The following is a 14,656-nucleotide window of genomic DNA, read 5'->3' on the forward strand; positions in this document are numbered from 1 at the left end:
CTTCTTGCAAAATGGTCTTGCGATTTAAGCTAAGAATAGCTTACTTTTTCCGTTGAAATAATGAATGATTTGCTGAAATGTTTGCATTTTTCCGCACAAGCCCTGGAACGCGTGCATTTCCGGCTTATCAGCGCAAACGAAGCGAATTCAGCACATGCTCCATATCCGCGGGAATCGGTGCCTCAAACTCCAGATACTCGCCGGTCCGCGGATGCTTAAAGCCAAGCAGCGCTGCATGCAAAGCTTGTCCTTTTAGCGCAACGGTCTTGTTGCGGCCGTACATCGGATCTCCCGCTAGCGGGTAACCGATATACTTCATGTGAACGCGGATTTGATGCGTACGCCCCGTCTCCAGTTGGAGCTCTACAATGGTGTAGTCATCAGAGATACGCTCGAGCACTACGAAATGAGTAACGGCGTGCTTGCTGTTGCGGTCCGTGACCGTAAACAGCTTCCGGTCATTCTGGTCGCGGCCGATCGGCGCATCAATCGTTCCTTGATCATGCGGCAGATTGCCATGAACAAGCGCAATATATTTACGGGATACCGAATGGTCCTTGAGCTGCTCGGCCAGCGAGACGTGAGCAAGGTCATTTTTCGCGGCCATCAGTAAACCCGATGTATCTTTATCAATGCGGTGTACGATACCTGGACGAAGAACGCCGTTAATGCCGGACAGATCCTTGCAATGATGCATCAGCGCATTCACGACTGTGCCCGAGGAATGTCCCGGTGCGGGATGAACGACCATACCTCTTGGTTTGTTAATTACAATAACGTCTGAATCCTCGTACACAATATCAAGCGGTATATTCTCGGCTACAATTGCCGCGTCTTCCGGTTCAGGCACGCGAATGGCCACTTGATCGCCCGAAGACACTTTGTAGTTCGGCTTTACCGTATTTTGATTGACATGCACGGCACCGGATTTAATCCAATCCTGCACCTGCGTTCGGGATATGGAATCCTCGTTTAGGCTGTCCGTAACGAACTTATCGATTCGTTCTCCCGCCTGCTCCGGCGCAACTTCAAATTCCAACAATTCTTCGCTCTCGTTATACAGGTTGCTGCTCATGCTCGTTATGGTCCTTATCCTCTCTATTGCTGATTTTTTTCGAATCATCCTTCGAATTCAGCAACGTATCAATTAGAATACATGCTACGCCAACGCAAATAGCGGAATCCGCTACATTAAAGATCGGGAACGTATAGCTGCCGAAATTAAACATCAGGAAATCAACGACCTCACCGGCAATGGCACGGTCAAGGAAATTGCCCACTGCCCCGCCAAGTACAAGTCCAAGTCCGGTTAGAAGCCAGGATTTCCCCGTATTTCGGGAAGCATGAATATACCAGACGATGGCACTTACAATGAGGACGGTAATAATAATGAAGAATACTCGTTGCTCCTGCAAAATGCCAAATGCTGCGCCGCGGTTCCGATGCGAGGTGATGAGAAAGAAATTGCCAATTACGCTAATCTGTTCGCCGATATCAAGCTGAGCAGCAATGATCTTTTTGGTGATGAAGTCCAGCACAAAAGCTGCTACTGCGATCCAGTAATAATATAAACGCATCGTATCCCTCCTAGTTTGTACCAAACTATTGTATTGTAGCATAACGGCCAGCTTCTCAGCCAGTAGTGCCCCTTTCCAATGAAGTCCTTTATAAAAAAAAGCCGTTGGTGAAGACTATAGCTTAGATGTTGAACGTTTGACCTAAATCATCTAAGGAAGGTGCAACCGATGCCGAATGCAACCCAGCTTGCACATCTTCGAAGCCGGCTTGAGGCGGAGAAAAGGGAGATCGAGGAAAGACAATCCCACAATGAACATAACGGGCTCGCCTCATCGCTGCGCGATAATACAGGCGAGTTATCTCCGATAGATAATCATCCGGCGGATCTCGGAACCGAAATGTTCGAGCGTTCGAAGGATTTGGCCCTGCTGGAGAAGGAAGATCTTCACCTGGCCCGCATTTCCATGGCGCTTGAGGCGATGGACAAAGGGACTTACGGGCAATGCCTCGTCTGCGGCCAGCAAATTTCTGACGAACGGCTTGAGGCGCTTCCCGACTCCATGTACTGCTTAGAGCATAGTCCCAGACAGGAGATTTCTCATAATCGTCCGGTCGAAGAAGAATTTCTCGCTCATCCGTTTGGCAGATCCAGCCGGGATGACGATGATTATAACGGCTTTGACGGTGAAGACGCCTGGCAGATTGTTGAGCAATGGGGTACGTCCGAATCCCCCGCTTACTCGGAAAATAATAACGCTGAAGATTATGATCATATTGGAATTGAAGCGGATGAGAACGACGGCTTTGTCGAGTCCTACGAAAGCTTCGTAGCAACCGATATTACCGGCAATCATGTATCCGTCATTCGCAACCGCAATTACAAGCAATACATGGACCATAACGAAGGCGATCATGATTTGGAGCTTGAATGAACAGAAAGGCGGACGGTGCCGGCACCGTCCGCCTTTCTTATTAATAAATCTTGCCTTCCAGCTGTATTTGGACAATACGCACAATGTCCGCAATGTAATCCCCGATGATCGGAAGGTTAAGCGCACCGATAATACGAAGGACGTACAGAATGGTGGCTGCAAAAAAAGTAAATCCGATCGCGATGCCAACGCCCCGGGAGAGGCCGGCCAGCAGATTTCGCCACATCAGCTTGAACGGCCGATTCAGCAATTCCACGTAATCCGCGATTTGTGTCCGTTCCATATCCGTAGCGATCTTGCTTAAACGCATGTCCAACCTGCTTAATGAGGTTTCTAAAGAATCATTGTGATCCTTATCCTTGCGATCTTTTTCCAAGTTGTCGTTATCCAGTTTAATACGGACCATGCGGCGTCCCCCTTTGCAAAACGTCAGCGGCTTAATTAGTATTCCCATCCGCCTCCGTGAAGGAAAAAACGAGGCCTTGCAATCAAGGCGCTCGTTTTTTTGTGGCCATGCTCCTTATACTATATCCCGATCCTTGGCGTCTGTATGCCTATCCGCGGACAAGAATTCCGATTTCTTTCTCACCAAGCAATACGCGTTCCATGCCTTCTGCTTTCTCATACGAGACGCTGCTTAGCAGGACGTTCTCATTCAGAACATTGCTGAAGGCCTGCAGAGCAGCTTGCAGATCGGCATCTACATCCAGGGCAAGATCGATCCGTTTCTCAATCGGAAGATCCAGCTTCTTGCGCGTATCCTGCACGGCACGGATAACTTCGCGAACCCAGCCTTCCTGTTCCAGCTCAGGCGTAATGTCTGTATTAAGCGCAACGGTCACGCCGCTCGCCGATGCCGATGCGAAGCCAGATTTGGCTTGCTTTTCAACGAGCAGTTCTTCCGTCGTTACCGTAATCGCTTCGCCTTCCGCCGTTGTAAACACAAGGCTTCCAGAAGTAACGGCTTCACGCGTCGCACCAGGTGCCAGACCTTTCAGGTAAGCCTGGATAGGTCCAACATGCTTGCCGTATTTTTTGCCTGCAACCTTGAGGTTCAGCTTGAGAGTGAAATCAACAAAGCCGCTGTCGCTGTTTTGGACCACAATCGACTTCACGTTGATCTCGTCCTTGATGATATCCTCATATTCGGTTACGGCAAAATCGCGGTCAAGCGATACAATCAGCTCAGACAGAGGCTGACGCGTCTTGATCCCCGTCTCGTTCCGCACATTGCGGGCAAGCTCAACAATCTGCTTCGCGCTGTCCATGTCGCGCTCCAGCGTCTCGTCAATAGCCGCTTCGTCGGCAACCGGATAATTGGCCAGGTGAACGCTGGACTCGCCGCCCAAATTGCCGTATACGTCTTCAGCAAGCAGAGGAGCGTATGGAGCAATTACGCGGGAAAGCGTCAGCAGCACATGGCGCAGAGTTTGGTAAGCGGCGATTTTGTCCTCCGACAGGCCGCTGCCCCAGAAGCGGTCGCGCGAGCGGCGGATGTACCAGTTGCTCAGCTCGTCAACAAAGATCTCGATCGATTTTGCAGGGTTCAGGAAGTCGTTTACTTCAAGACCTTTTACAACCGTTTTGATCAAGCTGTTCAGGCGGGATACGATCCAGCGGTCGAGCTTGCTCGTCGATGGACGTTCGTCATGCTCAGCCGGATTGAAGCCGTCGATTGATGCATACAGCGCATAGAACGCGTGCGTATTAACAATCGTATCGATCACCTTCGACTTCGCTTCCCCTACGATGCCGCGCGAGAACCGTTTGCTGTTCCATGGCGCGCTGTCCGCAAGAAGCGCCCAACGGAACGCATCCGTACCGTACTCGTTGATGATTTCCCACGGATCGATAACATTGCCTTTGGATTTGGACATCTTTTGACCGTTCTCGTCAAGGATATGCCCCGTCGAGATAACAGCCTTATAAGGCGCTTTGCCATTGTACAGCGTGGATACCGCCAGCAAGCTGAAGAACCAGCCGCGCGTCTGGTCAATCCCTTCGCAGATCATGTCGGCCGGATACTGATCGGCAAACTCCTCTGCGTTCTCAAACGGATGATGCTGCTGGGCAAATGGCATCGAGCCGCTGTCAAACCATACGTCAATTACTTCTGACGTGCGAGTCATCACAGCACCTTCCTGGAACGGCGACTTCAGCTTAATCTCGTCAACATACGGCTTGTGCAGCTCGATATCTTCCGGGACAAAGTCGACGGCGCGCTCGCGCAGGTCGGCAATGCTGCTTGGCGCATATTCTTTACCCGTTGCTTCGCAAACCCAAACATTAAGCGGTGTTCCCCAATAACGGTTACGGCTGATATTCCAGTCCACCAGATCCTCCAGGAACTTGCCGAAGCGTCCTTCGCGGATATGGCCTGGATACCAGTCTACCGTGCTGTTGTTTGCAATCAGCTGTTCTTTTACTTTTGTTGTCTCGATGAACCAGCTTTCTGTCGCGTAGTACAGAAGCGGAGACTTACAGCGCCAGCAGAATGGATAGCTATGCTCGTAACGCTCTTTGGAGAAGAGAAGGCCGCGTTCGCTAAGCATTTTGACGATGTCTACATCGCAGTCTTTAACGAAACGTCCAGCCAGATCGGTTACTTCGTCCACATAACGGCCTGCGTTGTTCACTACGCTCAGCATGCTGATGCCGTTTTGACGAGCTACCTTATAGTCGTCTTCGCCGTGTGCCGGCGCGATATGAACGATACCCGTACCGCTTGTGTCGCTGACGAAGTCGCCAGGGATCACGACGTGGCCGTGCTCGACAGGCACATAACGGAATGGAGGCTCGTAAGCAAGGCCAACCAGCTCCGAGCCTTTCAGCGTCGACAGGGTCTCATAACCTTCCTTCAGAACGCTCTCAGCCAGGTTTTGAGCGACGATGTATACTTCGCCGTCCTTGGAGGCGCGGATGTAATCCAGCTCCGGATTAACCGCAAGAGCAACGTTAGCTGGCAATGTCCAAGGAGTTGTCGTCCAAGCGAGAATCGATTCGCCGTTAGCCAGCTTGAATTTAACGGTAGCCGAAAGATCCTTTACGTCTTCGTAGCCTTGTGCAACCTCATGCGAGCTCAGCGTTGTCTGACAGCATGGGCAATACGGGCTTACGCGGTGTCCGCGATAAAGAAGGCCTTTGCCGTGGATCGTCGAGAGGATATGCCATACGCTCTCGATGTACTCGTTCTTGAGCGTGATGTAAGGATTGTCGAGATCCGTCCAATACGCGATCGCTTCCGTCAGCTCGCGCCATTGCTTCTCATAGACAAATACACTGTCCTTGCATTTCTTGATGAATTCCTCTACGCCGTACTTCTCGATCTCTTGCTTGCCGGAGATGCCAAGCTGCTTCTCTACGCCAAGCTCAACGGGAAGACCGTGAGTATCCCAGCCGGCTTTACGCACGACGCGGTAGCCGGACATTGTTTTGTAACGGCCGATAAAGTCCTTGATGACGCGGCCCAGCACGTGTCCGATATGCGGCGCACCGTTTGCGGTAGGAGGCCCTTCATAAAATACATAGTTTGGTTTGCCGCTGCGGTTCTCGATCGATTTCTTGAACGTATCATTCTCCGCCCATTGCTTCAAGATGCGTAAATCGCGGGCTCTTGCTTTTTCTTTGACGTCTACACGTTGCATCTTTCATTACCTCCTAAAAAGAATTAGAACCTAAACAGCCTGATTCTGGCTGTTTGTGATGATTCTTGCTTCGTAAGCATTAGCTTAAAGAATTAGAACCTAAACAGCCTGATTCTGGCTGCTTGTGATGATTCTTGCTTCGTAAGCATAAGCTTAAAGAATTAGAACCTAAACAGCCTGATTCTGGCTGTTTGTGATGATTCTTGCTTCGTAAGCAATACAGCCTGATCGTAAAGCATAGCCTGAAAAAACAAAAAGCCCCGTCCCTGTAAAGGGACGAGGCATAGCTCGCGTTACCACCCTTGTTCCGTTAGTCAACGCTGATAATATCAACGGACCCGCGGCACCTTGGCGCGAATTGCTTGAATTCGCGGTCCCTGTAACGGGGGACAGGCCGTCAGCTCTTATTAATGGATCCTTCTGGATCTCATGTTCAGCGCTGCTTCTCGGAGATGATTTTCCGAATCGGTTCGAACGCCGTCTCTCAGCAATCGACGGCTCTCTGGTGGACGAACTTGGAATCGTACTCGTTCTCGTCAATGAAGTTCAAATCAACTTTCATGCAATTACTACTATTTATAGCTCATCGCCGAGCGGTTGTCAAATGACAAATGCCTAGCCGCGCTGCAAATGTTCTGCCGCTAGATGAGTTACGTTTGGAGAAGAATGGGAATTATGCGAACTATGCGAGATTTGCGACGTTCCGGGATCAAGCGAATCCCAGCCGTCCTGGCTCAGCAATTCAAGCTGTGCTTCTACAAGGGTACGGAAGCGTGCCCGGTAGATCGACGCCTGCTTCTTAAGCTCCTCCACCTCAAGCGATACTTTGCGGGACTTCGCCAGCGATTCATTAATAATGCGGTCGGCATTTTTCTCCGACTCTTTAATGATCAGCTGCGCTTCCTTCTTCGCGTTGTTTCTTACTTCATCCGCCGCTTCTTGCGCGACGATAATCGTTTTGCTGAGCGTCTCCTCGATATTGGAGAAGTGGTTCAGCCTCTCTTGCAAGGTCAGAATCTGATTCTGAAGCTCTTTGTTCTCGCGAATGATGGATTCATAGTCCTTAATCACCTGGTCAAGGAATTCATTGACTTCATCCTCGTCATACCCGCGTAATCTTCGTCCAAATTCCTTGTTATGTATGTCCAATGGCGTCAACGGCATTGGCGCACCTCCTCAACGTATTTGCCGCATTCGCGGATGTACTCGGAATTATTCGTTGTTGGTTTGGATTTCGACAGTTGTTTCCAAATTCCTGCAACGAATCAAATAAATTTGCCAACCTTGACGCGAATTCTTCCCTTTTTTGTCATGCCATCAATTTCCAGCACTTTGAATCTGCCTAAGCCTTTGAAGGAGACGACATCTCCCATTTTCAGCTGTTCGGACGGATTCTCGGCTGTCTTCCAGTTCACTCTGCATCTGCCTGCACGGATAGGATCTACGATCTTGGTCCGGCTGATCCGATAGACGTCGCTAGCGATTCCGTCAAGCCGCATCGAGGCGACTGTGAAGGACATTTCTTGAAGGGCAGGTACAACGGGCTTAAGCTCAGTGATGGGAATTATTTCCGTAAGTACGCTCGCACGATGCACTTGTCTTAAGTGTACATTTAAGTAATCGGCAATTTCGTCCAAAACGATTATATGCGAATAGTCCTCATGAACATGAATATCTCCAATTCGATCACGTTTGACGCCGAGACCGAGCAATGCGCCCAGGTAATCGCCGTGATCAAGCTCAAGATGTGTCCCTCCGCCGTTCACGGCAAGAACAGATAGTCCAATAGGTTCGTCATCCAAATAACGGTATTCAGGGCCAATAATGGCTCTGCAGCGTTCTGCCTCCGGGTAACCGCCGGCAAGCCGCAGCTGGACGTCCGGATTCCGGTTGGCCAGCATGTGCAGGATTTGCGCCTGTCTCGGATCTAAAAAATCGGTCCGCTTCAGCTGATGCAGCTGCGCGGACCGTTCAACCCATTCCAACGCCCGGTCGACAAATGGCTTCTCATCCGGATGGAAATGTTCGTATACAGTTGGCTTCATAGGGCTGTCCTTCCTCTAAAACATGTTCAGAATGAACTGGAGAACCGCAATAACGCCATACGCTATAAAGCGCAACGCAAAGATCGCAATGATCGGGGAAAGATCAAGCATACCGCCGATCGGTGGAATAAATCTGCGGAAAATACCGAGATACGGCTCCACCAATTTGCCCAGCCAAACTCCGATAAAGCTCTCGCGTGCATTTGGCAGCCAGGACAACAACACATAGCCGATAATCATAAAGCTGTAAATATTCTGGATGTTCATGATTAAAGAATAGACACTCAACTCAAGGTCACCTCATCTTATTGTAATCAATATCCTCTGCCAGCATTTCGGTAATGGCGCCTTGAATTTCTACGGAATCCGGTGTACACAAGAAGATGTTTGGCCCAAGCTTCGAAATGTGGCCGTTAAGCGCATAGACCGTGCCGCTTAAGAAATCAACAATCCGTACAGCCAAATCCGTGCGTACACGCTGCAGATTCACGATAACCGCCCGGCGCGAACGCAGATGGTCGGCAATATCCTGAGCTTCATCGTAAGAGCGCGGTTCGCTGAGAACGACGCGAACACTCTTTTGCGTATGAATGCTCACAATATTGTTATTACCGCCTTTGGAGTTTCTACGTGCCTCGAACGGAGAAGTTTCAACTTCCGGTTCTTCCGGCAGCTGCTGGTCCTTCACTCTTTCGCGCTCTACAATTTCTTCTTCCTCCTGAAGGCCAAGAAAGTTCATAAATCGGTTCATCACACTCATCGTCTATCCCTCTTTTCCTACAAGTATCGTACCCAATCGAATCCAGGTAGCGCCTTCCTCTATTGCGACTTCGAAATCTCCTGACATGCCCATAGACAATTCCGTCATCGATTCCGGGAGGATTGCACGTTCGTTCATTTCATCTCTAAGCTCGCGCAAAGCGCGAAATACCGGCCTTGTCTCTTCTGCTTCCGTCTCATAAGGTGCCATCGTCATAAGGCCTATAACGCGCAGTGATGATAATTCCTTAAGCTCTGTTAAAAAAACCGGCAGCTGATCAGGCTCAAGACCATGCTTGGATTGTTCGCCCGAAACGTTAACCTGAATAAAACAAGGTACGGTAAGGCCAAGCTGGGAAGCCCTCTTGTCAATCGCCTGCGCTAAAGACAGACGATCAAGCGAATGAATGTATGTAAATTTGCCGATGACGTCTTTCACTTTGTTCGTCTGCAGCGATCCGATGAAGTGCCAAACAGCTTGTCCGCCTTCTTCGCCTGTATCGCCGCCGCTTATGGCTTCCCATTTCTCCTTCGCATCCTGCCAGCGGTTCTCGCCAAGATGCTGAAGGCCAAGCTGATGAGCAGCCTCCGCCGTTTCCAGCGACACGTATTTCGTTACCGCGATAATATTTACTTCATCGCGATTGCGGCCGCTTCTCTCGCAGGCTGCTGCGATCCGGAGCTGCACTTCTTCCAGTCTTCCTGTTAATTCCGATTTAATTGTACTAGTCATCATGTTCACCTTTCCCGGATACCGATCCAGCTGGCCATACGGCCCGTTTTGCCGCCTTCCTTCCGGTGGGAGAAAAACTGATCGGTGCTGCATCCCGTGCACCACTCGGATAATTCGATATGAATCGGCAAAATTCCTGCTTCAAGCATAATATGTCGGTTAATTTGTTTTAAGTTTACCATAGCTTTACCGTTTTCCACCAATGTCATCATTTGTTCAAGGCTGGAATTCAGCTTGCCGGCAAGCTTATCTACCAGTGGCTGCAGCTTATCAATAACAAAGCCGTCCACCTCGTAGCAGCAATCGCTGATCGACGGACCAATGGCGCAAAGAAGCTGCTCCGGCCTTGTTCCATACTGTTGTCCCATCGCTTCGATCGTCCGGGAAGCAATCTGCTGAACGGTCCCCTTCCAGCCTGCATGAGCCAGAGCGACGGCCTGATGCTCCGGATCATAGAAATATAACGGCACGCAATCGGCGTAAAAGGAAGCCAGCAGCACGCCGGGAATATTCGTCATCAGACCGTCCGTATCGGCAATAGCCGAGTCCCGCGACAGTCTGCCCTTGCCCCGCTCGCCTTCCGTTACCTGGAATACCTCGCAGCCATGCACCTGCTCCCCGCAGGTCCACGCTTCAAACGGCCAGCCGATAGCTTCGGCAATCAGCTCGCGGTTGCGCACGACGTCTGCATCCGCATCTCCGACATGCAGGCCAACGTTCAGCGACGTCCAAGGCTCTTCGCTTACTCCGCCGCTCCTGCCCGTAAATCCGGCTGTCAGCCGATCATTTTGCTCCATCCAGGATGGCAATAAAAAAAGCGAAGGTCCCTTCGCCGTTGGTACAGATTTAAACGATTCCATACGGGCACTCACCTCTGTAAGCAGTTTAACCTGTTATGTGCGCGCGTGCAAATCCTCTTCTTCTAGCTTCTTGTTTGATTCATCCAGCCGGACAAGCACAACGTCTGCACCGATCTTCACAATATTGCGCCAAGGGATGACAACCTCTGTCCCTCCGTTGCCGAACACGCCAAGAAATCTTGTAAATTGGGGAATGACTATCGCATCGATGCGGCCTTGACGGAGATCGAGCTCCAAATCGCTGATCTGTCCCAGCTTCTTGCCGTCCACAATATTAATGACATCCTTCGTTTGAAAATCGGATATCTTCACTTGCGCATCACCACTTTTCTTAATGATAAGAACGTTGGCGCAGCCGTCATGCACTTAAACGGGATGAACATCCTCACTTATTTATATGTACAAAACGCCCAAAATGTCCTATCCGCGCAAAAAAACAAGTAGGCCAGGCACGAAAAAAAACGGTGCCTGGCGGCACCGTTCAAGTCTTAACATGCTTTTGCATTTGTTGGATAGCTGACTTCTCCAGCCTGGATACCTGCGCCTGCGAGATGCCGATTTCGTCGGCCACTTCCATCTGCGTCTTTCCTTCAAAGAAACGCATGGATAAAATCATTTTTTCGCGGTCGTTAAGCTTATGCATCGCCTCTCGGAGAGCAATCTCCTCAATCCATGACACATCCTTGTTCTTGTCATCGCTGATCTGGTCCATCACATAGATCGGATCGCCGCCGTCATGATAGATCGGTTCAAACAGCGATACCGGATCCTGAATGGCGTCTAAGGCGAATACGACATCTTCCTTCGGTACATTTAGAGCTTCGGAAATTTCGAAAATCGTTGGTTCACGCGAATTTTGATTCGTCAGGCTGTCACGAACCTGCAGCGCTTTATAGGCAATATCCCTCAGGCTCCGCGATACGCGGATCGGATTATTGTCACGCAAGTAACGGCGAATTTCACCGATAATCATCGGTACGGCGTAGGTGGAAAATTTGACGTTTTGGCTAAGGTCGAAATTATCGATCGCCTTCATAAGTCCGATGCAGCCGACCTGGAATAAGTCGTCCACAAACTCTCCCCTATTGTTAAACCGTTGAATCACACTAAGAACCAGCCTTAAATTGCCGTTAACTAATTTCTCTCTTGCTGCCCATTCATTCTGGGTTTGTAGTGCGGTGAACAACTCCCGCATTTCGGCATTGGTCAGGACAGGCAGTTTCGCGGTATCCACTCCACAGATCTCGACTTTATTTCGGGTCAACGTGATTACCTCCCAAGGAGAAACATTAATGTACATTATCTCCTCGGACCCCCATTTTATTCTTCCGAAAACGGGGTATCTGTTGACCCATAATTGGGAATAACTTTACACCATTTTGTTAAATTCCTTGCGCAGACGCTTGATGATCCGCTTCTCAAGACGCGAAATATAGGACTGCGAAATACCTAGAAGATCGGCCACATCCTTCTGGGTTTTTTCCTCTCCGTCGGCAAGTCCAAACCTCAGCTCCATAATAATACGCTCCCGCTCCGACAGCTTATCAAGCGCTTTATGAAGAAGCTTGCGGTCGACCTGCTCCTCGATATTCCGGTAGATGGTGTCATTCTCCGTACCGAGCACGTCGGACAAGAGCAGCTCGTTGCCATCCCAATCAATGTTCAGCGGCTCATCAAAAGATACCTCTGTCCGCGTCTTGCTGTTGCGGCGCAGATACATGAGAATTTCGTTCTCGATACAGCGGGAGGCGTAAGTGGCCAGCTTGATTTTTTTCTCCGGATCAAACGTATTGACCGCTTTAATCAGACCGATTGCACCGATCGATACCAGATCTTCAATATGAATGCCGGTATTCTCAAATTTACGCGCAATGTAAACGACGAGGCGCAAATTGCGCTCAATCAGCATCGCGCGGATTGCCGTATCACCGGATGGAAGCTTGTCGAGCAAATATTCCTCTTCTTCACGGGTCAAGGGCGGAGGTAGCGCCTCGCTGCCGCCGATATAATAGATTTCTTCGCTTTTTAATCCGAATAAAAACAAAACACGATAATAATATAACTGCAGGACTAATTTCCACTTGACGAGCATGCGGCCCATCCCTCCCCAAAATGATGTAAACGTTCATCCTTCTTAATCCAATCATTGGCTGTTCTGAACGAGTGACGGATGGATTATCGCTTGGTAAGCACTGTCTGACGAAAGCTTGCCGCCGTCGATGCCGACCAGCACCTTCCGAGAGACGAATACTTGCCCTTCCCGCTCAATTTGAACATAATCCGGCTTCAAGGCCAGCATAAATTGTGATCCGCGATTGATTCCTCTGTAGGGTACAAGTCGCAGACGATCCTGCCAGGCAAAGGTTTCTTCGCCAAGACCGGCAACAAGCCGATCTACCTGCGCTTCGCGAATGCTTTTGAGCCATGACTCCGGCAAATCATCTTGCCATACGTTCGCCTCCACAACCATAACCGGCGTCCTGGTTAACGGGTCATACAGCTGGTTGCCCGTGTCGATCAGTCCGGTGCACGTATGCTCCCGGTCGCCGATTTGAATTTTCACCTCGGCCAAATGGGTTCTCACCAGCTCCCTCTCGCGCCGCTGTACATAAACCGAGCGGTATATGTAAATGCCGATACTAAACGCAGCGAGCACATAAATAAATCCCATCTTCAGCTCGATCTGCATACCGCCATTTATAAAGGTGATCGTGCGCCAAACTTCGCCTGAGCCCTGCATCAACAAGTAATGAATACCGATGATCGCGCCAGCGGCTACGAAATTAATCGTATAGAAGGCCGCGATGTTCCTGAAGAAGTTCTGAATCGAGAAGAAGCCAAACGCGACCCATAACATGAGGAGGGAAATCAGTATTTTTACAGCTAATGTAAATAGGATGGATAACGGCGGAAAAAGCATAAGAACAACGTAGCAAGCGCCAATGCCGGCTGCCGTAAGCACCCGCCAAGGACGTGCCTGGATATGGCGAACCCAGGCGGTCGTCAGCAGTATACTGCCGTCCACAAGCATCTCCCGCACAAACATGACATCGACATAAACAGCCACAGCTTCACCTTCCAGCGGGTTCGAAGGACAGTCTTACTTGCTCTCCCCTCCGGAGAGAACGATTGACCCTAGTATATAAAAATCTTATTTCAAAGTCTGTCTAAACATGACGGTATGACATAGCTTTTTTTGTCGAGGGTAAAATGGGAGTTTATAGGGCTAACGGGTTGTTGCCATACCGGGAATATGGTAATCTTTATCCATATTACTCCTATGACTGTGAAGCACACGCCGCGTTTTAAGGAACCTCTCTGTTCCTTAGGCGCGGCTTTTTTATTCCGATTTGACGAGGAGCGTGACTGGTTTTGTCGTATGAGGAGGTATTTAATAGTTGGTATGACGTTCATCTTAAGAGACGTGATGGCGAAAATAAAAGAAGACTTGAGGAAGGAATGAGCCATGAGGGCAAGCTGTTTCTTCAAAAGATATGGTGGCCCGCCTTCTCGCAATTCGACCATCTTCATCCTGAATACGAGTTATTGGACTTCCGTGACGGGAAGCGATATCTGGATTTTGCCTATTTACGTGATTCCATTCGGCTTGCTATTGAGATTGACGGATTTAATACGCATGCTGCAGGGGTTAGCAGATGGCAGTTCTCTGACCAGCTGGTCCGGCAGAATCATCTTGTAATAGACGGGTGGCAGGTGCTGCGATTCTCTTACGATGATGTTAAAGACAAGCCTCGGATGTGCATCCAAGTGCTTCAGCAATTTTTTGGTGCGCGATTTGGGAGTGCCGAGGCAGCTGAGATAAATGCGGACCTGATTCTGGAGGCAGAGATTCTGAAGTATGCTCTGCAGCTAGGCAGGCCGGTTAGGCCGATTGATATTGAACGTTATCTTCATATAGGTCAGAAACGTACCATGAAAATTATTCAAACGATGTTAACAAGCAATAGATTAGTCAAGCATGGGAAAGGTGAACATCGCGTTCGATGTTATAGCGTTAATAGAGATAAGCTATAATTCATTCAGGGCTGTTAGACTCCTTTGGAGCTTACAGCCCAGATTGGGCTGCTTTTCTGGTGCTGTTAGATGCTTTTGGAGCTTACAGCTTACAATAGGACAATGAGCAGGGCATACCATTTGGCCGTTG

16 protein-coding genes and 1 other annotated feature are annotated in these 14,656 nt (G+C 49.6%); of the genes, 2 read left to right on the forward strand and 14 right to left on the reverse strand.

Going from position 1 to position 14,656, the window contains the following annotated elements; all coding sequences use genetic code 11:
* Positions 1-127: 127 nt before the first annotated feature.
* Positions 128-1,075: an RluA family pseudouridine synthase gene (locus tag M3194_RS03450; protein ID WP_251651616.1), complete on the reverse strand. Its 948-nt coding sequence runs from the start codon at positions 1,073-1,075 to the stop codon at positions 128-130.
* Complete coding sequence (gene lspA, locus M3194_RS03455) at positions 1,056-1,577, reverse strand: signal peptidase II (RefSeq protein ID WP_251651617.1); 522 nt, start codon at positions 1,575-1,577, stop codon at positions 1,056-1,058. The genes M3194_RS03450 and lspA overlap by 20 nt, the downstream gene beginning before the upstream one ends.
* A gap of 168 nt (positions 1,578-1,745) precedes the next feature.
* Here lspA and M3194_RS03460 point away from each other — a divergent pair, with 168 nt between their 5' ends.
* Positions 1,746-2,450 carry a TraR/DksA C4-type zinc finger protein gene (locus M3194_RS03460; RefSeq protein ID WP_251651618.1) on the forward strand — a complete coding sequence of 235 codons (705 nt, stop codon included), beginning with the start codon at positions 1,746-1,748 and terminating at the stop codon, positions 2,448-2,450.
* Between the two features lie 40 nt (positions 2,451-2,490).
* Here M3194_RS03460 and M3194_RS03465 read toward each other — a convergent pair whose 3' ends face one another.
* From M3194_RS03465 to spoIIGA, 12 genes are all read right to left on the reverse strand, one after another.
* Positions 2,491-2,856 carry a DUF5665 domain-containing protein gene (locus M3194_RS03465; protein ID WP_251651619.1) on the reverse strand — a complete coding sequence of 122 codons (366 nt, stop codon included), beginning with the start codon at positions 2,854-2,856 and terminating at the stop codon, positions 2,491-2,493.
* A gap of 148 nt (positions 2,857-3,004) precedes the next feature.
* Positions 3,005-6,094 carry an isoleucine--tRNA ligase gene (gene ileS / locus M3194_RS03470; protein ID WP_251651620.1) on the reverse strand — a complete coding sequence of 1,030 codons (3,090 nt, stop codon included), beginning with the start codon at positions 6,092-6,094 and terminating at the stop codon, positions 3,005-3,007.
* Positions 6,095-6,363: 269 nt separating this feature from the next.
* Positions 6,364-6,643 (reverse strand) — a binding site (T-box leader).
* Positions 6,644-6,709: 66 nt separating this feature from the next.
* The gene (locus M3194_RS03475) at positions 6,710-7,258 is read right to left on the reverse strand and encodes a DivIVA domain-containing protein (RefSeq protein ID WP_251651621.1); all 549 of its coding nucleotides are present in this window, start codon (positions 7,256-7,258) and stop codon (positions 6,710-6,712) included.
* A gap of 101 nt (positions 7,259-7,359) precedes the next feature.
* Positions 7,360-8,139, reverse strand: coding sequence for a YlmH family RNA-binding protein (locus M3194_RS03480; protein WP_251651622.1), 780 nt, complete (start codon positions 8,137-8,139; stop codon positions 7,360-7,362).
* Between the two features lie 15 nt (positions 8,140-8,154).
* Positions 8,155-8,406, reverse strand: coding sequence for a YggT family protein (locus M3194_RS03485; RefSeq protein ID WP_251652122.1), 252 nt, complete (start codon positions 8,404-8,406; stop codon positions 8,155-8,157).
* A 28-nt stretch (positions 8,407-8,434) separates the two neighbouring features.
* A complete protein-coding gene (locus M3194_RS03490; RefSeq protein WP_251651623.1) occupies positions 8,435-8,899 on the reverse strand; it encodes a cell division protein SepF in 465 nt (154 codons plus the stop codon).
* Positions 8,900-8,902: 3 nt separating this feature from the next.
* Positions 8,903-9,631, reverse strand: a complete 729-nt coding sequence (locus M3194_RS03495) for a YggS family pyridoxal phosphate-dependent enzyme (protein WP_251652124.1) — start codon at positions 9,629-9,631, stop codon at positions 8,903-8,905.
* 5 nt (positions 9,632-9,636) lie between these two features.
* The gene (gene pgeF / locus M3194_RS03500) at positions 9,637-10,491 is read right to left on the reverse strand and encodes a peptidoglycan editing factor PgeF (protein WP_251651624.1); all 855 of its coding nucleotides are present in this window, start codon (positions 10,489-10,491) and stop codon (positions 9,637-9,639) included.
* A 33-nt stretch (positions 10,492-10,524) separates the two neighbouring features.
* Entirely contained in the window at positions 10,525-10,803 is a 279-nt protein-coding gene (locus M3194_RS03505; RefSeq protein ID WP_251651625.1) for a PRC-barrel domain-containing protein, read from the reverse strand.
* A gap of 169 nt (positions 10,804-10,972) precedes the next feature.
* Positions 10,973-11,755, reverse strand: a complete 783-nt coding sequence (gene sigG, locus M3194_RS03510) for an RNA polymerase sporulation sigma factor SigG (RefSeq protein WP_015845451.1) — start codon at positions 11,753-11,755, stop codon at positions 10,973-10,975.
* A 105-nt stretch (positions 11,756-11,860) separates the two neighbouring features.
* Complete coding sequence (gene sigE, locus M3194_RS03515) at positions 11,861-12,583, reverse strand: RNA polymerase sporulation sigma factor SigE (RefSeq protein ID WP_015845452.1); 723 nt, start codon at positions 12,581-12,583, stop codon at positions 11,861-11,863.
* 51 nt (positions 12,584-12,634) lie between these two features.
* Positions 12,635-13,558: a sigma-E processing peptidase SpoIIGA gene (gene spoIIGA, locus M3194_RS03520; RefSeq protein WP_251651626.1), complete on the reverse strand. Its 924-nt coding sequence runs from the start codon at positions 13,556-13,558 to the stop codon at positions 12,635-12,637.
* A gap of 305 nt (positions 13,559-13,863) precedes the next feature.
* On the opposite strand from spoIIGA, the gene M3194_RS03525 reads away from it, so the two are divergent.
* Positions 13,864-14,526: a DNA-binding response regulator gene (locus M3194_RS03525; RefSeq protein ID WP_251651627.1), complete on the forward strand. Its 663-nt coding sequence runs from the start codon at positions 13,864-13,866 to the stop codon at positions 14,524-14,526.
* Positions 14,527-14,656 lie beyond the last annotated feature (130 nt).

Origin of the sequence: Paenibacillus glycanilyticus (assembly GCF_023715145.1) — a bacterium.
In the GTDB taxonomy this organism is placed as follows: Bacteria; Bacillota; Bacilli; order Paenibacillales; family Paenibacillaceae; genus Pristimantibacillus; species Pristimantibacillus glycanilyticus_A.

Excerpts from the sequence above, each read along its gene's own strand:
- M3194_RS03450 (WP_251651616.1), bottom strand. The coding sequence starts at position 1,075 with ATGAGCAGCAACCTGTATAACGAGAGCGAAGAATTGTTGGAATTTGAA.
- lspA (WP_251651617.1), bottom strand. The coding sequence starts at position 1,577 with ATGCGTTTATATTATTACTGGATCGCAGTAGCAGCTTTTGTGCTGGAC.
- M3194_RS03460 (WP_251651618.1), top strand. The coding sequence starts at position 1,746 with ATGCCGAATGCAACCCAGCTTGCACATCTTCGAAGCCGGCTTGAGGCG.
- M3194_RS03465 (WP_251651619.1), bottom strand. The coding sequence starts at position 2,856 with ATGGTCCGTATTAAACTGGATAACGACAACTTGGAAAAAGATCGCAAG.
- ileS (WP_251651620.1), bottom strand. The coding sequence starts at position 6,094 with ATGCAACGTGTAGACGTCAAAGAAAAAGCAAGAGCCCGCGATTTACGC.
- M3194_RS03475 (WP_251651621.1), bottom strand. The coding sequence starts at position 7,258 with ATGCCGTTGACGCCATTGGACATACATAACAAGGAATTTGGACGAAGA.
- M3194_RS03480 (WP_251651622.1), bottom strand. The coding sequence starts at position 8,139 with ATGAAGCCAACTGTATACGAACATTTCCATCCGGATGAGAAGCCATTT.
- M3194_RS03485 (WP_251652122.1), bottom strand. The coding sequence starts at position 8,406 with ATGAACATCCAGAATATTTACAGCTTTATGATTATCGGCTATGTGTTG.
- M3194_RS03490 (WP_251651623.1), bottom strand. The coding sequence starts at position 8,899 with ATGAGTGTGATGAACCGATTTATGAACTTTCTTGGCCTTCAGGAGGAA.
- M3194_RS03495 (WP_251652124.1), bottom strand. The coding sequence starts at position 9,631 with ATGACTAGTACAATTAAATCGGAATTAACAGGAAGACTGGAAGAAGTG.
- pgeF (WP_251651624.1), bottom strand. The coding sequence starts at position 10,491 with ATGGAATCGTTTAAATCTGTACCAACGGCGAAGGGACCTTCGCTTTTT.
- sigE (WP_015845452.1), bottom strand. The coding sequence starts at position 12,583 with ATGCTCGTCAAGTGGAAATTAGTCCTGCAGTTATATTATTATCGTGTT.